Source organism: Flavobacterium limnophilum (genome assembly GCF_027111315.2).
Classification (GTDB): Bacteria; Bacteroidota; Bacteroidia; order Flavobacteriales; family Flavobacteriaceae; genus Flavobacterium; species Flavobacterium limnophilum.
Genome location: NZ_CP114289.2, coordinates 586,202 through 603,251, shown reverse-complemented (window position 1 = coordinate 603,251; position 17,050 = coordinate 586,202). Strand labels below are relative to the sequence as shown.

Here is a 17,050-nt window from a genome sequence, read left to right as displayed (position 1 = left end):
AAATTATTGATGTGCTTGAGGTTGTATTTTGCCGGTAAGTTTTGCTGGCCAATTTTTCCAATTATACTTTTTGGCAAATATAAATAAGATAATCGGATAGACAATTGCAATCGAAACAATCATTTCATTTAACATGTCAACAGGTTTTTCAACTCCCGAATATTTGAAAACCGCATCGGTGTGTATTGCCGAGAAATCGGAAGTAATCAACAAGGCTGCCATCAGGTTGTTTCCCAGATGAAAACCCAATGCCAGTTCCAGACTTTCGTCCATCAAGGTCATTATTCCAAGAAAAAAACCGGTTCCGATATAAAACACCATAACTCCAAAACCCATTTGGGCCACTTCGGGATTGGCGCTGTGAAATAATCCAAACATCACGGAAGTTACCAGCAATGGAAACCACCTGTTCTTGGCTATAATTCCAATTTGCTGCATCAAATAACCCCGGAATAAATACTCCTCGAAACCAATTTGAAAAGGAAACAACAAAAGGCTAATAATCAACAAAACAGTAAATTTCAACGGATTGAAATTCCATAAAATTGTGGAACTGTCCATAGAATAGGAAACGGCAAAAGCGCCAATGGTCATCAAAATGATTAACCCAAAAGAGAACAGGATTTTTTTATAATCTACATCTTTTCTAGAGGTTGTCAGCGAGAGAATGCTTCTTTTATGCAAAACACGAACCAAGAAAAACAACATGGCCAACAGAAAAACAAATGGCAACAAATTCGACAAGAGTGACAAATTATTAGGAATTTCGCTCATCGTTTGATATACTTTGTCCAATTCTTCTTTGGACATAACGAAATACATAATGACATTGGCGATAAATACTCCTGCGGTCAACAAGGTGGTAATCAAGACACGCCACCACGTATTGTCGCCTTTGTATGCTTGATTTATAAACATTTTATTAAATTAATTGATTATTGAACAGGAGTATGTTTTGCTTATATTTGCGTGCCCGAATTTAGCATAATTTTCTGTTTTTATCCCTTAGTTTACAAAAAAATAAAACTCTTTTTTCATGATTCAAATTTATCACAATTCACGCTGCACAAAATCCAGGGAATGCCTTGCTTTCCTAGAAAATTCAGGACAAAAATACGAAATCATCAAATATTTGGAAGACGTTCCCACTTATGACGAATTGAAAGACATCATCCAAAAATTAGGCATAAAACCCATTGAATTAGTGCGCCGAAAAGAGAAAATCTGGATAGAAAATTTCAGGGACAAACCCTTGACTGACGACGAGATTATCCAAGCCATGATTTCAAATCCAATTCTCGTCGAAAGACCCATCGTTGTCAATGGAGACAAGGCGGTAATTGCCAGACCTTTGGAGAAAGCAGCGGTCATTCTTTAAGGAATTTCTATTGGCACTTTAACAAATCTTTATGATTTGCAGCTTAAACCAAAGGCTGCTTTTACAATCTTACCGAATCAAACAACTATTTTTAAATCAATGAGAAAATTAAAATTCATCCTGGTTTCCTTTCTGCTTATTACTTCTTTTTTAAGTTTTTCACAAGGAAGACCTCAAGCTGCCAAAATAAAAATTACAGGAAAGGTTATCGAAAAAGTAAGCAAACAACCGCTCGAATATGCCACCATCACTTTTATAAATACAAAATCTGCTAAATCAGCCGCCGGAGGAATCACGAATCCAAAAGGAGAATTTGACATTGACGTAACTCCCGGTATTTATGATATTAAAATAGAATTCATCTCTTTTAAAACAATCACATTAAAAGAAAAAGACCTTCAAAAAACCAGCAATTTAGGACAAATTGCCTTGGAAGAAGACGCTTCACAATTGAACGAAGTAGTGGTTCGTGCCGAAAAATCTTCGGTAGAAATCAAACTGGACAAAAAAGTTTACAATGTGGGCCAGGACATGATGGTAAAAGGAGGAACTGTAAGTGATGTGCTGGACAATGTTCCTTCAGTTTCTGTTGATACCGAAGGAAATGTAAGCTTGAGAGGAAGTGACAACATCCGAATTTTAATTGATGGAAGACCATCCTATGCCGTAAATATTGCCGAAGCGCTAAAACAACTTCCTGCGGACGCCATTGACAAAGTGGAAGTTATCACAAATCCATCCGCACGATATGATGCCGAAGGCGGTTCAGGATTAATCAACATTGTTCTTAAAAAAGGCAAGAATCAAGGTTTCAACGGAACTTTCATAGCATCAGCAGGGATTCCCGAAACTTATGGTTTCAGTGCCAACGTGAATTATAAAACAGAAAAACTTAACTACTTTACAACTTTGGGTTACAACCACAGAACAAATGAAGGTGGCGGTAAAACCAATTCAAAATATTTCAATGATGATGGTTCCATCAAAAACTTTTTAGACGAAGATCGTCAGACAGAGCGAACTCGAGATGGTTTTAACGGAAGAGCGGGTATTGAATGGACGGTTGCACCAAATACTTTTTGGACAAATGCCATCAATTACCAAAAAGATAGTGGTGAAAATACTGATTTAATCAATTATAATAATTTTGATGCCGCCCATAATTTCACAAGTTCAAGTTACCGTTTGGGTACAGGAGAAACTGGTGGAGAAAATGTTGAATATACGTCAAACTTGATCAAAAACTTCAACGACGATGGACACAAACTTACAGTTGACGGTTCCATTTCAAGAAATACGGATGATAGCCAAAGTATCATTATTGGTTCTGACAATTATAACAACACCTTAAATAATCAAGTTCAAAAACAAGCACAATTGCAAGCTGATTATGTACTCCCACTAGGCGAAGGAAGTCAGTTTGAAGCAGGATATAAAGGAAATTTTGGTAACTTAAACAATCAATATTACGTTCTTGACGAACAAGGCGTAAAAATTAAGGATTTATCCAATACGTTAGAATATATAGAAAACATCAACGCACTTTATACGCAATATGGTTTCAAAAAAAATAAATTCTCTTATTTATTTGGGCTACGTTGGGAAGACACCAATATCGAAGTGAATTTATTAGAAGATCCTAAAGTTTTTAATTCTAAAAAGTACAACAACTTTTTTCCAAGTGCCTTTGTTAGTTATGAAATCTCGGATCAAAGCAACATTACCACAAGCTACAGCAAACGCTTAACAAGACCAAGAGGACGTTTCATGAACCCTGCGGTAAATTATTCCAGTAATGTCAATATTTTTCAAGGAAATCCTGACTTGGATCCATCACTGACCAACAAATTTGATTTTGGATACATCAAGCGTTGGGACAAAATAACATTCAATACTTCGGCATATTTTGAAGATACCAAAGATGTTTTCAGTTTTGTGCGATCTCCTACAGGTGATAAAGTAAATGGAATTCCGGTTATTAAAAGCTCACCTATAAACTTGGGAAAAGAGCAAAAATATGGCTTTGAGTTTACTTTAAATTATTCCCCATTCAAAATATGGAGATTAAACAGTAATTTCAATTTGTATAATGTAAAAACAACCGGTGAGCACAGTTACACTGATACACAAGGCGAACTTATAGTTCAAAATCTTGACAACCAAGCCAATTCTTGGTCCGCAAGAATCAGCTCAAAACTAACTTTGCCCTACAAAATTGACTGGCAGTTGAATGCCAACTACAATGGAGAGCAAAAAACCGCACAAGGTAAAAACTTGGGCCAGTTTGGAATGAACACCGCTTTCAGTAAAGATGTCCTAAAAGACAAAGCAACAATTGCGTTCAATATCAGTGATGTTTTCAATACGAGAAAGATGAGATCTTATACCTATCTTGAAAACCAAACCTCGTATGGCGAAATGCAGTTCCGTAAACGTCAATTCAATTTGTCGTTCACCTACCGTTTCAATAAACCAAAAGGAGAGAAAGAAAAGAACCAACAACCTAGAAATGAAGATAACGGAGGTGAATTTCCAGGATAATAAATACACAAATTTAGGTTGAATTTACAACCTGTCACTTATGGAAAGCCCCATGAATCTTTACAACTTCATGGGGCTTTTTGTTTAAAACGGTATCGAATGAAAAAAACAGAAAACTTCCAAAAAACACAACTTCCAGTTCTTTTCAATATCTTTGAACCTTAATACTTGACAAATGAAAAACTCGCAAATCCTGGTTTTATTCCTGATTGGTGCCGTGCTCACGGTTATCGGCGCAATATTCAAAATCTCTCACGAACGCAAAGATTGGACAACTTTCTTTCTCATTATTGGAATGACTTTCGAAGCCGTAGCCGGTCTTATGTTGCTGCTGAAATTATTCAAGAAAAACAATAATCAAGATTCATTTCTGGACAGCTAGCTACAAAGCTTTTCAACTAAAAAGAGCTTCATTCTTGTCGAATGAAGCCCTTTTTATATAATCAAATTCTCTTTAGCGTTGTTGTCTCGCCACTTCGCCGTGATGGCTCAAATCCAGACCCAACTCTTGCTCTATGTCAGTCACGCGAACAGGGATAAATTTATTGATGATTTTAAACAACAATACCGTGAAAATGAAGGCATAACTGGTCGCAAACAAGATTGCAACACACTCTTTAAAGAGCAACATTCCGTCACCTCCAAAAAACAATCCGTTTGGAATAGCCGAATTAATAGTGCTGTTGGCAAAGAAACCCAAACAAATAGTCCCAATTATTCCTCCCATTCCGTGCACTCCCCATACATCAAGTGCATCATCCCAGCCTTTTCTTTCCTTGAATTTCACCGCAGCAAAACAACCACAAGCGGCAATAATTCCAATAATTGCCGAAGAATAAATATCTACAAATCCAGCTGCCGGTGTAATGGTGGCCAACCCGGCAACAGCACCGGTCATCAATCCAATAAAAGTAGGTTTCTTTTTTCCAGTGTTCCATTCGATAAGTAGCCAAGTAACTGCCGCAAAAGAAGCTGCTGTATCCGTATTCAAAAAAGAAGAAACCGTAATCGAATTTACCGCCAATTCACTTCCCGCATTAAATCCATACCAGCCAAACCAAAGCAATGCTGTCCCAATGGCAACCAATGGAATGTTGTTGGGTTCATGAGTCTTTTGACGGCGACCCACAAAATAGACCGATGCCAAAGCAGCAAAACCAGCAGTTGCATGCACCGTGATTCCACCCGCAAAGTCAAAAACTCCCCACTCGGCAAGCAATCCGCCACCCCAAACCATGTGAACGAAAGGGTAATAAACGAATATTTGCCAAAAAATCAGAAACAAAACATAGGATTTAAAAGTAACTCGATTGATGAAGGCTCCCGTAATCAATGCCGGCGTGATAATGGCAAACATCATTTGGTAAGCAATAAAAATATATTCAGGAAACCTTTTATCTGCAGAGTATAAGGTCGAAGGAGTGATTCCGTGGTAAAACGCCTTGTCGAAATTCCCGATTATCCCAAAAAAATCAGATCCCGAACTCATGTTTCCGCTAAAACAAAGCGAATAACCAAAAGCAAACCAAAGTACCGTTCCAATTCCCATAGAAACAAAACTTTGCATCATAATACTCAAAATATTTTTGTTACATCCCAAACCTCCATAAAAAAAGGCAAGGCCGGGAGTCATCAACATCACCAAACTGGTGGCCAAAATCATAAAAGTGGTTAAACCTACATCTAACATAATCGTATTTTTTTTATTCAGGGCAAAAATAAACAAATGCCTCAATATTTAATTTACATTTTTCATAAATATTAATAACTTTAATTATAAATAGACGGTATACCTCCTAATTTATTACTATTATAAACAATAACCCCCTAAAAAAATTGGGGTGTCACTAAAATAAAACTATTAAAAACCCATTTTTTAAATAATATCACAAAATGACCCAAAAAAATCAGCCCATTATTATTTGATTCTCATTTTTATACCTTTGCAATTATTTAATTCAACAATATGAACATCAAACTGATTGCCATTGGCAAAACCGACAATAAAAACCTACAATCGTTAATTGAGGAGTATCAAAAACGCTTGTCTTTCTACATCAAGTTTGATTTGGAGATTATTCCCGACATCAAAAACGTGAAAAACTTGTCGGAAAGCCAGCAAAAAGAAAAGGAAGGCGAACTGATTTTAGCTAAAATAACGCCAACCGACCAACTCATTTTATTGGACGAAAACGGAAAAACCTTTTCAAGTGTCGGCTTTTCCGAAGAATTGCAAAAGAAAATGAATTCGGGAGTAAAGACTTTGGTTTTTGTGATTGGTGGTTCTTATGGTTTTTCGGAAACAGTTTATGCCAAAGCCCAAGGAAAAATCTCGCTGTCACTAATGACTTTTTCCCATCAAATGGTGCGTTTGTTTTTTATCGAACAATTGTATCGTGGATTCACGATTTTGAAGAATGAACCGTATCACCATCAGTGATTTTAGTGGTCAGTGGTCAGTTTTTAGTATTCAGTCAATTGCGAGGAACGAAGCAATCACATTTCTAATAAACAAACTCTTCCTTATTTATTATTTTTAAACTTTGGATAAAAATTTCATTCTGAATATAAGTTCCATAACTCATATTTTCATCAAAACCGAATCTGATCATTTTGTACTTATCTTTAAAACTAGTTAAAAAATGTTTCAATTCTTCACGGCTTCCTGAAAAACCATCCACATAAATTTCATTTTTTCTAGAAAAAAATACAATAAAACTAGACATTGGTTTCTCCATTTTATAATACACTTTCGTGAAGGGAAGAAAGGCCATATTCTTGCCAATACTATCGGCATAGGAATAATAATTCTCGGCCAATTCGTTTTTGTGGGCAACTTCATTTCGCTTTTTCTCCTGCAATTTCACCACTTCGGGAATGACCAATCGCAAGGGCAATCGCTTGTCGATATGGAGAATCCAATTGGTGGTGATGATGGAATTTTTTCGGTTCACTTCCGCCAAAGTATCTTTTCCCTTGGTTCTGAAAAAAATATAAATCGGCGAATGGTCTTTCACATCCGAAACGATGGTCACATTGGATTTTGGCAACAAGATATCTTCTTGGTTTCCACAGGAAAACAACACCAAAAGAATTGCTAAACTAAAATACTTCATTATAGATTGTTGAGTTTGTTGAACAAAGTGACACATTCCATCGCTTCCTTGACATCGTGAACCCGAAGAATTTTGGCTCCCTTGGTCAAGGCAATCGTATTCAAGACCGTGGTGCCGTTTAAGGCTTCTTCAGCAGAAGAATTCAAGGTTTTATAAATCATCGATTTCCTGGAAACCCCGGCCAGCAAAGGCAATTCCAAGATTTCGAACAACTCCATTTTTTGCAAGACTTCATAATTTTGTTCCAATGTTTTGGCAAAACCAAATCCCGGATCGACAACCAAATCATTGATGCCGTGACTTCTCGCTTGGGCCACTCTTTCCGAAAAATAGAAAAGCATTTCCTTGACGATATTGTCGTAACTGGTCATCTTTTGCATCGTTTCCGGCGTGCCTCGCATGTGCATCATGATGTAGGGAACATTATATTTCGCAATGGTTTCCATCATGTTGTCATCGAGATTTCCCGCCGAAATATCGTTGATGATGGCCGCCCCGTTTTCGATGCAAACCTGGGCCACTTCGCTCCTGAAAGTGTCGATTGAAATCAAGGTTTCGGGATAATATTCCAAAATTAGGTTGATGATGGGAACTATTCTTTGCAACTCTTCCTCTTCCGAAACAAATTCGGCACTGGGCTTGCTGGAATAAGCGCCAACATCTATGAATGTCGCTCCGTCACTCAACATTTTCCCGACTTGCGAGAGCATTTCGCTTTCGTTTTTATACTTTCCGCCGTCAAAAAAAGAGTTGGGCGTCACGTTCAAAATCCCCATTACTTTGGGAGTCGATAAATCGATGAGTTGTCCTTTGCAGTTTATTGTCATTTTCAAATCAAAATTCGTTAATCTTCCTTCTTCCATCCAATAAATATTCCTTATTTTTGAAGAAATTTTTATACAAATATACAGCATTAAATGAACAATACCTCCCAGGAATACGACAAGGTGATTGCGGTTTGTCGCACGCTTTTCGTCAATAAAATGAAAGATTACGGCAGTGCTTGGCGCATTTTGAGATTACCGTCCTTGACCGACCAAATCTTCATCAAAGCCCAAAGAATAAGAAGCTTGCAGGAAAACGAGGTTCGAAAAGTGGACGAAGACGAAACCGGCGAATTCATCGGAATCATCAATTATTCGATTATGGCATTGATTCAACTGGAACTTGGCGTGGTGGACCAACCCGATTTGAACGTGGAAGAAGCCACTATTTTATACGATGCCAAAGTGAAACTCACCAAAGATTTGATGGAAAACAAAAACCACGATTATGGTGAAGCTTGGCGCGAAATGCGGGTAAGTTCCTTGACGGATTTAATCCTTCAAAAATTGCTTCGAGTGAAACAAATTGAAGACAATAAAGGAAAAACCCTGGTTTCTGAAGGCATCGATGCCAATTATCAGGACATGATTAATTATGCGGTTTTCGCCTTGATTTTAATGAAAAATGTTAAATAACAAAATCCAAAAAAACAAATAACAAATAAATTCAAAAATCGAAAAGTCATCCTAAACTAACTAAAAATTTTATTTGTATTTTTTGGGTTTTGAAAATTCAAAAAATTACTATTTGGAATTTGTTTGTTTTTTGGCTTTTGTTTTTTGGAATTTTTAAAACACTATTATGAAAAAAACCATCACCCAATTCTCCAGACTTTTCGTCGGGATTTTGTTCATTATTTCTGGATTGATAAAACTGAATGACCCTTTGGGTTTTTCATATAAACTCGACGAATACTTTAGTGAACCTGTCTTCAACATGCCTTTTTTCGTGCCTTATTCATTGGCTATAGCCTTGTTTTTGGTTATCCTTGAAGTGGTTTTGGGCGTGATGTTGCTTATTGGATACAAATCAAAATTAACGATCTGGCTACTGTTGTTATTGATCATTGAATTTACCTTTTTGACCTTTTATTCGGCTTATTTTGACGTGGTAAAAGATTGTGGCTGCTTTGGAGACGCCTTGCATTTAACGCCTTGGCAATCTTTTTCGAAAGACATTGTCCTGCTGTTCTTCATATTGATTCTGTTTTTCAATAAAAAATTGATCAAACCGCTTTTCACAAACAAAATCCAAAACATATTGGTTTTGACAAGCATTGCCTTGTGTTCCTTTATGGGCTATTGGGTTATCAATCATTTGCCGTTGAAAGATTTCAGGCCTTATAAAGTGGGTACAAACATAAGAACCGATATGTCGATTCCGGATAACGCTCCAAAAAGTGTCGTTGAAATGGTGTTTATTTATAAAGTAAACGGCGTGGACAAGGAATTTACCGAAAAAGATTTGATGTCGCTTCCCGAAGGAGCCACGTTTGTGGACAGAAAAGACAAAGTAATCGTGCAAGGTTACCTTCCTCCTATTCATGATTTCAAGCTGGAATTGGACGGACAAGACAACACCGACATGGTTTTGTCAAAAGAAAAAGTACTGCTTGTGGTGGCTTATGATTTAGAAAAAGCCAATCCAGAAGCGATGCAAAATCTGGAAAAATTGTACAAAGAAGCTGCCGCAAAAGGATATTATGTTTCCCTGCTGACCGGCTCTTCAAGCGAAATCATCGAGGCCACAAAAAAGAAACATGGATTCACGTTTGATTTCCACTTTTGCGATGCAACGGCACTAAAAACCATCGAAAGAGCGAATCCTAGTTTCGTGATTTTAAATTATGGAACCGTCAAGCAAAAAGTACATTACAACGACATCAAGGATTTAAATTGGTAATCTGCAATTGAACGTCAGTTTATGAGTGGTTTTATTTTGCGATTCTTTATAATGACAATAACCAATTACGAAATCGAAATAGTATAAATACCTGAAATAATGCAGTTTACTCTTCCTGAATTTTGGTTAATAAAATGTAACTTTGGGAAAAATTTTTAAAAAATGAGAAAAATATTGGTCTTTCTTTTTGCAGTGATAAGCTTTTCTTGTTCACAAGCACAAAAGAATTCATTTTCAAAAGAAGCTTTGTCAGAAAAACTGTTGGCAACCGATGGAAGCCAAGTTGCATTCAAAGACATTCTAAAAAAGTACAGAGGCAAAACCTTGGTCATCGAAGTTTGGGCTTCTTGGTGTGGCGATTGTGTAAAAGCAATGCCAAAAATAAAAGAACTGCAAGCCAATAATCCCGACGTGGCCTACTTGTTTATCTCCATGGATAGAACGTCCGAAAATTGGAAAATTGGCATCGAAAAACACGAGCTCAAAGGCGACCATTTTATGGCAAACGACCAAATGAAAGGCGTATTCGGAAAAGCAATAGACCTGGACTGGATTCCTAGATACATCATCGTGGACAAAACTGGAAAAATTGTGCTTTACAGGGCCATCGAAACCGACTTTGACAAAATCAATTCCGTTTTAAAAGAATTAAACAAATAGTTGTCCATTTCAATGACAACAACAATTTAAATAAAATAATAAAAACAATAAAACAAACAAAATGAGAAAGAAGATTGTAGCAGGAAACTGGAAAATGCACAAAAATGCAGCACAAACTGAAGAATTATTAAACGAATTAATAGCAAAAATCCCTGCAGAAACGGATGCTCAAGTAATTGTGGCTCCTACATTTGTCAACTTGGCTTCGGCAGTTAATCAATTGAAATCAACGGCAATTGGTGTATCTGCACAAAACATGCACCAAGCAGAAAGTGGCGCTTATACAGGTGAAATTTCGGCAGACATGCTAACAAGCGTTGGCGTGAAAACCGTTATTCTTGGACATTCAGAACGCAGAGCGATTTTTCACGAAACCGATGCCTTGATTGCCAGCAAAGTGGACACAGCATTGCAACACGACATGACCGTTATTTTTTGCTTTGGTGAAGAGTTGAAAGACCGTCAATCCCAAAATCATTTCAATATCGTTGAAAACCAATTGAAAGATGGTTTATTCCACTTACAAGCAAAAGATTGGGAAAAAATTGTTTTGGCTTATGAGCCAGTTTGGGCCATTGGAACAGGAGAAACTGCCAGCCCGGAACAAGCACAGGAAATGCACGAATTCATCAGGGAAACAGTTCGCAAAGCCTTTGGTAGCGATGTTGCCGAAGATGTTTCCATCCTTTACGGAGGTAGCGTAAAACCTGATAATGCCAAAGAAATATTCTCTAAACCAGATGTTGACGGTGGTCTTATTGGTGGAGCAGCTTTGAAAGCGGAAGACTTTGTAGCAATCGTGACTGCTATTTAAGAATTTAGATTATCCTTTATAAATAGAATCCCCGATTATGAAAATAACCGGGGATTTTTTTTGTTTAAAAACCAACTCCATTTTTTAATCTCCTATCCTTCTTTCATCCCAATTTTCAAAACAAAGACCCAATTCTGGAAAACTGTGTCTATTTTGTTTTAAAAAACCATAAAATATTGTTAAACAAACATTTAATGATTATAAATTACTAAAAAAACTATTTTTTCCTTTCGAGAATAGGCAATAATTTCTTAAATTTACTCTTACGGCTTCAACAAGCAGAAACACCTACTTCTCTCTTCTTTTTGCCCAATAATAATATTGCGCATTTTTATCGAATATTATTTACTTCCCCAAATCATTCCAAAAAAATTACACTTTTTACCTTATAAAGTGGAACCCAGAAACCACGATAAAAAACGGGGTAGAACCGAAAAACCATACGAGTAGGAAATTTAAATTTTACTAAAATGAAAAATTTTACCTTAATGCTTGCACTGTTAATCTCAGGATTAACAATGAATTCTTTGAATGCTCAGGACAGTTGGACTCTTCAAACAAATCCTGTAAAACCAACAGCAGAAGTTGGAAAAATACAATTTGTGAGTGCGAATGAAGGATGGATTTCTATTTCTCCTGGTGGGCTTTTACACACCATCGACGGAGGAGCAACTTGGGTAGAAAAAATGCTTCACCCTACTGATATTATATCTTCATTGATTGATCCAGGATTAAATTTGAGTTTTATAAATCCTTCAACTGGTTGGGTTTTGAAATCCTTTGGAAATGATCCTTTTAATTCAAATGGAGTAGTTGTATATAAAACTACAGATGGAGGGATAAATTGGGAAAGTAAAATTCTTTCACAAACTGTTGGAGACACTGGAATTCAAATTCAATTTTTTGATACTAACAATGGTTATGCGACAATATATAATTTTGCAAGCGACATATCCACAAGTTTAAAAACTAATGATGGTGGAAATAATTGGACTCCTGTTCCTTCAAGTGGATTTCTTGGCATTCTCTACTTTATGGATCCAAATAATGGCTGGGCAATTAGTTCAGGTCCAAATGCAGTTGCTCCCCATAAAATATATCAAACTACAAATGGAGGAGTAAATTGGACACCACAATATACAGATAATACACCTGGTGGATTTCTTGCAATTCAGTTTACAGATTTAAATCACGGATGGGTAGTTGGACAAAACGGGAAAATCATTAAAACTAATAATGGTGGTACTGATTGGATAGAAATTGTCAATTCAGGCATTACAGCAGACTATAAATGTAAATCTCTATACTTTTTAAACGCAACAACTGGCTGGATTGGGACTAGCACGGATGGCCCAACAAATATTACATATGTGCTTCATACAACAGATGGAGGAGCGAGTTGGTCAACTCAAGATCCACTAACATACAACCCTTACAGCATTTTCTTTTGGGATGAAAATACGGGTTGGTTAACCTCTGATGATAATAAAATTGCACATTATTCTAATCCATTGGGAATCAAGGAAAATCTGGTTAGCAAATACCTAACTATTTATCCAAATCCAAACAGCGGAACCTTTTATTTTAATCTAAAAAAAACAGATTCAAAAATTCAAATCGAAATATTAAATCTTTCAGGACAAAAAATATATGAAGCCTCCAAAACGGAAAAACAAACATCAAATGAAATAAATTTTGCTCCACAATCAAAAGGTGTTTATCTCATAAAAATTAACGATGGAGAAAATAGTTACAGCGAAAAAATTATCTTTCAGTAACAATCTTTGCACATAGAATCCCCGATTATGAAAATAACCGGGGATTTTTTTTGTTTATACCAAAATATTTTGAATTAAAATAATGTCGTTTGGTATAAAAAACCAACTCCATTTTTTAATCTCCTATCCTTCTTTCATCCCAATTTTCAAAACAAAGACCCAATTCTGGAAAACTGTGTCTATTTTGTTTTAAAAAACCATAAAATATTGTTAAACAACCATTTAATGATTATAAATTACTAAAAAAACTATTTTTTCCTTTCGAGAATAGGCAATAATTTCTTAAATTTACTCTATCGGCTTTTTCAAGCAGAAACACCTACTACTCTCTTCTTCAAGCCATTCGTATATTTAAATCCTATAAATATGGCAACCACGGAACACATCTTGTTTTTTAACCAAATCGGTATTGCCGATATTGATAAAGTGGGCGGAAAAAATGCTTCGCTTGGCGAAATGTACACCCAACTGATTCCAATGGGCATCAACATTCCCAATGGTTTTGCCGTTACGGCCCAAGGGTATCGAATGTTCCGCAAAGCAAATAATCTCGAAAAACCATTGAATGATTTACTGCTTTCACTGGACACAAAAGAATATTCCAACCTTTCCTCCATTGGAGAAAAAGCCCGAAATCTTATACTGTCGGCAACCATTCCCAATGAAATTCGTGACGAAATAACTATCGCCTACAAAGAACTGTGCAAACAATGCGAAATAAACAATCTTGATGTTGCAGTTAGAAGCAGCGCAACTTCCGAAGACCTGCCCGCAGCGAGTTTTGCGGGAAGAATGGAATCGTTCCTGAACATCAGCGGCGAAATCCAATTGCTCGAAGCAGTTCGTCGTTGCTATGCTTCCCTGTTCACGGATCGCGCCATCAAATACCGCCACGACATGGGATTTGCAGGAATGGACATCGCGATTTCCGTTGGCGTGCAACAAATGGTTCGAAGCGACAAAGCCTCTTCCGGCGTGGCTTTTACCATCGATCCCGATAGCGGATTTAAAAACACAATCGTCATCAACGGCACATTTGGATTGGGTGAAAATATCGTCCAAGGAAGAGTCACTCCCGATGAATGGATGGTTTTCAAACCCACACTTTTCAACAAAAAACTAAACCCAATCCTGAAAAGTCGCTGCGGCAACAAGGAATTCACGATGATTTATTCCGAAAAAATAGAAGGCGCATCAGTAGAAAAGACCATTGAAAACATTGACACGCCATTGACAGAACGAAATAAATTTTCGTTGATGGTAAACGAAGTGGTCAAACTGGCGCTATGGTGCCAAAAAATAGAAGACCATTACATGAAAGCCATGGATATCGAATGGGCGAAAGACGGATTGAACGACCAGCTCTACATTGTTCAAGCAAGGCCGGAAACCATCCACGGAAAAGAACGAAAACAAACCGTTGAAATTTATTCCCTAAAAGAAAAAGGCAACCTATTGACAAGCGGAATCGCCCTTGGCAACAAAATTATTTCCGGAAAAGCACGCATCCTGAACAATCCGCAAGAAGGAAATCTATTGCAACAGGGAGAAATTCTTGTGACTGACGTTACAAACCCGGACTGGGATCCCATTTTAAAAAAAGCGGCTGCCATCATTACCAACAAAGGCGGCAGAACCAGCCATTCGGCAATTGTGGCGCGCGAACTCGGAACCGTTGCCGTCGTGGGATGCGGCAACGCAACTTCAGTTATCAAAAATGGACAAGAAATCACAGTTTCCTGTGCCGAAGGCAAACTGGGAAACATATACGAAGGCTTGCTGAAATGGGAAATAAAAGAACAGGATTTTAGTCAGATTGAAATGCCTAAAACAAACCCAATGTTTATCCTTGCCGATCCCGAAAGAGCTTTCGATTTGAGTTTTTATCCCAATAAAGGCGTGGGATTGATGCGAATGGAATTTGCCATTTCCAACACCATAAAAATACATCCCAATGCCCTGTGCGAACCCGAAAAACTAACCGATGAAACCACCATTTCGGCAATCAAGGAATTTACAAAAGGATATGAAAACGGCAGAGATTATTTTGTCGACAAACTTGCCGAAGCGGTTTCAACAGTGGCTGCGGCTTTTTATCCAAAAGATGTCATTGTGCGAATGAGCGATTTCAAAAGCAACGAATATGCCAACCTCATCGGCGGAAAATATTTCGAACCCCAAGAAGAAAATCCGATGATTGGTTTCCGTGGGGCTTCCCGTTATTACAGTGATTTTTATCGAAAAGGTTTTGCATTGGAATGCGAAGCCATGAAAAAAGTACGAAACGAAATGGGATTGCACAACGTGAAACTGATGATTCCTTTTTGCAGAACCGTCGAAGAAGGAGAAAAAGTAATTGCGGAAATGGCTAAAAATGGATTAATCCAGGGTGAAAACGAATTGGAAATCTACGTAATGGTGGAAATCCCCAGCAACGTCTTGTTGGCCGATAAATTTGCCCAACTATTTGACGGATTTTCTATTGGTTCCAATGATTTGACACAACTCACGCTTGGCTTGGACCGTGATTCTGCCTTGGTCAGCTTTTTATTCAACGAGCAAAATCCTGCAGTCAAGTTTTTAATCCAAGAAACCATTCATGCGGCCAAACGCAACAACATAAAAGTGGGATTGTGTGGCCAAGCGCCAAGCGATATTCCCGAGTTTGCCCAGTTCTTGGTGGAAGAAGGCATTGACAGCATCTCGTTTAATCCCGACGCTTTAATAAGAGGAATCGAAAATATTTTGGTTGCCGAAAGGAAAAATACAGTTCGAATATAATTTTAAAAACATTAGCATTATGGAAAACACATTCAAAGACAAAGTAGCCCTAATAACAGGAGGATCTTCAGGAATTGGTAGAGCCACTGCTATAGCTTTCGCAAGAAAAGGCACCAAAGTCGTCATTGCCGATTGGATAGAAAATGAAGAAACTATGGATTTAATCGAAAATTTGGGAGGAGAAGCCGTATTCGTACAATGCGACGTGTCAAAAAGCGCGGATGTAAAAGCGCTAATTGAAAAAACCATTGCCACTTTCGGACGCTTGGATTATGCTTTTAACAATGCCGGAATCGAAGGAACTTCGGCTCCTGTCCAAGATTGTTCCGAGGAAAACTGGGACAAAACTATTGACGTCAACCTAAAAGGAATTTGGCTTTGCATGAAATATCAAATTCCTGTAATGCTAGAAAAAGGTAAAGGATCAATCGTTAACTGCTCTTCTGTGGCTGGACTGGTCGGATTTCAAGGCTTGCCAGCTTATGTAGCCTCTAAACACGGCGTGATTGGACTGACGAAAACAGCTGCCTTGGAATGTGCCAAACTAGGAATCAGGGTAAATGCCGTTTGTCCTGGAGTTATACAAACGCCCATGATCGATCGCCTTACCGGAAAAAAGAAAGAAGCCGAAGCGCAATTTACGAGTTTGGAACCCGTTGGCCGTTTTGGACAACCGGAGGAAATAGCTTGTTCAGTGATGTGGTTATGCTCGGATGAAGCTTCTTTTGTCACTGGAATTGCAATGCCTGTGGATGGTGGTTTTGTTGCACAATAATTATTGGAATTTATCCACTTAAAATCTTGTAAAATGTACACTTACGAAGTTAATCTAAAATGGATGGTAAACAGAAAGGGAGTCTTGAGTTCCCCAAGTTTACCACAAAAAATTGAAGTGGCAACACCTCCTGATTTCCCAAAAGGAATGGAAGGCGTTTGGACACCGGAGCACTTATTGACAGCATCGGTAAATAGTTGTTTGATGACGACTTTCTTGGCCATAGCCGAAAATTCAAAGCTGGATTTCATCAGTTTTGAGAGTAATGCCGCGTGCAATATTGCCATAATTGAAGGCAAACACACCTTGACCGAAATCATCTTGAAACCCAAAGTCACGATTCCGCATACACAAAAACAAGAAAGGGCAATCCATATTCTTGAGATGAGCAAAAGAGAATGTCTAATTTCCAATGCGATTAAAGCCACTATCCTTTTGGAACCGGAAATTATCGTGGAAAAAGTATTGGCATAAATGATA

The 17,050-nt window shown here is 37.6% G+C and carries 16 protein-coding genes; 12 read left to right on the top strand and 4 right to left on the bottom strand.

The genetic code is table 11. The features are described from left to right. Positions 1-3: 3 nt before the first annotated feature. Positions 4-918 carry a CPBP family intramembrane glutamic endopeptidase gene (locus OZP13_RS02505; RefSeq protein WP_281298535.1) on the bottom strand — a complete coding sequence of 305 codons (915 nt, stop codon included), beginning with the start codon at positions 916-918 and terminating at the stop codon, positions 4-6. 118 nt (positions 919-1,036) lie between these two features. Between OZP13_RS02505 and arsC the strand changes: the two genes are divergently transcribed. From arsC to OZP13_RS02490, 3 genes are all read left to right on the top strand, one after another. After that, positions 1,037-1,378, top strand: a complete 342-nt coding sequence (gene arsC, locus OZP13_RS02500; protein ID WP_269242150.1) for an arsenate reductase (glutaredoxin) — start codon at positions 1,037-1,039, stop codon at positions 1,376-1,378. 99 nt (positions 1,379-1,477) lie between these two features. Beyond that, on the top strand, positions 1,478-3,919 hold the full coding sequence (locus tag OZP13_RS02495; RefSeq protein WP_281298534.1) for a TonB-dependent receptor: 2,442 nt from the start codon (positions 1,478-1,480) through the stop codon (positions 3,917-3,919). 175 nt (positions 3,920-4,094) lie between these two features. After that, the gene (locus OZP13_RS02490) at positions 4,095-4,301 is read left to right on the top strand and encodes a GldL-related protein (RefSeq protein WP_269242149.1); all 207 of its coding nucleotides are present in this window, start codon (positions 4,095-4,097) and stop codon (positions 4,299-4,301) included. A 72-nt stretch (positions 4,302-4,373) separates the two neighbouring features. Here OZP13_RS02490 and OZP13_RS02485 read toward each other — a convergent pair whose 3' ends face one another. Then, entirely contained in the window at positions 4,374-5,609 is a 1,236-nt protein-coding gene (locus OZP13_RS02485; RefSeq protein ID WP_281298533.1) for an ammonium transporter, read from the bottom strand. A 276-nt stretch (positions 5,610-5,885) separates the two neighbouring features. Here OZP13_RS02485 and rlmH point away from each other — a divergent pair, with 276 nt between their 5' ends. After that, positions 5,886-6,359 (top strand): 23S rRNA (pseudouridine(1915)-N(3))-methyltransferase RlmH, encoded by a 474-nt coding sequence (rlmH, locus tag OZP13_RS02480; protein ID WP_269242148.1) that lies wholly within the window; start codon positions 5,886-5,888, stop codon positions 6,357-6,359. A gap of 64 nt (positions 6,360-6,423) precedes the next feature. Here rlmH and OZP13_RS02475 read toward each other — a convergent pair whose 3' ends face one another. Further along, the gene (locus tag OZP13_RS02475) at positions 6,424-7,035 is read right to left on the bottom strand and encodes a hypothetical protein (RefSeq protein WP_269242147.1); all 612 of its coding nucleotides are present in this window, start codon (positions 7,033-7,035) and stop codon (positions 6,424-6,426) included. Further along, entirely contained in the window at positions 7,035-7,862 is an 828-nt protein-coding gene (gene folP, locus OZP13_RS02470; protein ID WP_281298532.1) for a dihydropteroate synthase, read from the bottom strand. Before folP ends, OZP13_RS02475 begins: the two co-directional genes overlap by 1 nt. A gap of 90 nt (positions 7,863-7,952) precedes the next feature. Here folP and OZP13_RS02465 point away from each other — a divergent pair, with 90 nt between their 5' ends. The 8 genes from OZP13_RS02465 (at position 7,953) to OZP13_RS02430 (ending at position 17,044) form a co-directional block, all read left to right on the top strand. Further along, the gene (locus OZP13_RS02465; protein ID WP_269242146.1) at positions 7,953-8,495 is read left to right on the top strand and encodes a DUF1599 domain-containing protein; all 543 of its coding nucleotides are present in this window, start codon (positions 7,953-7,955) and stop codon (positions 8,493-8,495) included. 166 nt (positions 8,496-8,661) lie between these two features. Further along, the gene (locus tag OZP13_RS02460) at positions 8,662-9,762 is read left to right on the top strand and encodes a BT_3928 family protein (protein WP_281298531.1); all 1,101 of its coding nucleotides are present in this window, start codon (positions 8,662-8,664) and stop codon (positions 9,760-9,762) included. 162 nt (positions 9,763-9,924) lie between these two features. Further along, a complete protein-coding gene (locus OZP13_RS02455; RefSeq protein ID WP_269242143.1) occupies positions 9,925-10,422 on the top strand; it encodes a TlpA family protein disulfide reductase in 498 nt (165 codons plus the stop codon). A gap of 61 nt (positions 10,423-10,483) precedes the next feature. Continuing rightward, positions 10,484-11,236, top strand: coding sequence for a triose-phosphate isomerase (gene tpiA, locus OZP13_RS02450; RefSeq protein ID WP_281298530.1), 753 nt, complete (start codon positions 10,484-10,486; stop codon positions 11,234-11,236). Positions 11,237-11,706: 470 nt separating this feature from the next. Beyond that, the gene (locus OZP13_RS02445) at positions 11,707-13,014 is read left to right on the top strand and encodes a T9SS type A sorting domain-containing protein (protein WP_281298529.1); all 1,308 of its coding nucleotides are present in this window, start codon (positions 11,707-11,709) and stop codon (positions 13,012-13,014) included. Positions 13,015-13,380: 366 nt separating this feature from the next. Further along, a complete protein-coding gene (gene ppsA / locus OZP13_RS02440) occupies positions 13,381-15,795 on the top strand; it encodes a phosphoenolpyruvate synthase (protein ID WP_281298528.1) in 2,415 nt (804 codons plus the stop codon). Positions 15,796-15,814: 19 nt separating this feature from the next. Then, a complete protein-coding gene (locus OZP13_RS02435) occupies positions 15,815-16,570 on the top strand; it encodes an SDR family oxidoreductase (RefSeq protein WP_281298527.1) in 756 nt (251 codons plus the stop codon). Positions 16,571-16,603: 33 nt separating this feature from the next. Then, entirely contained in the window at positions 16,604-17,044 is a 441-nt protein-coding gene (locus OZP13_RS02430; protein WP_269242139.1) for an OsmC family protein, read from the top strand. Positions 17,045-17,050: the final 6 nt, after the last annotated feature.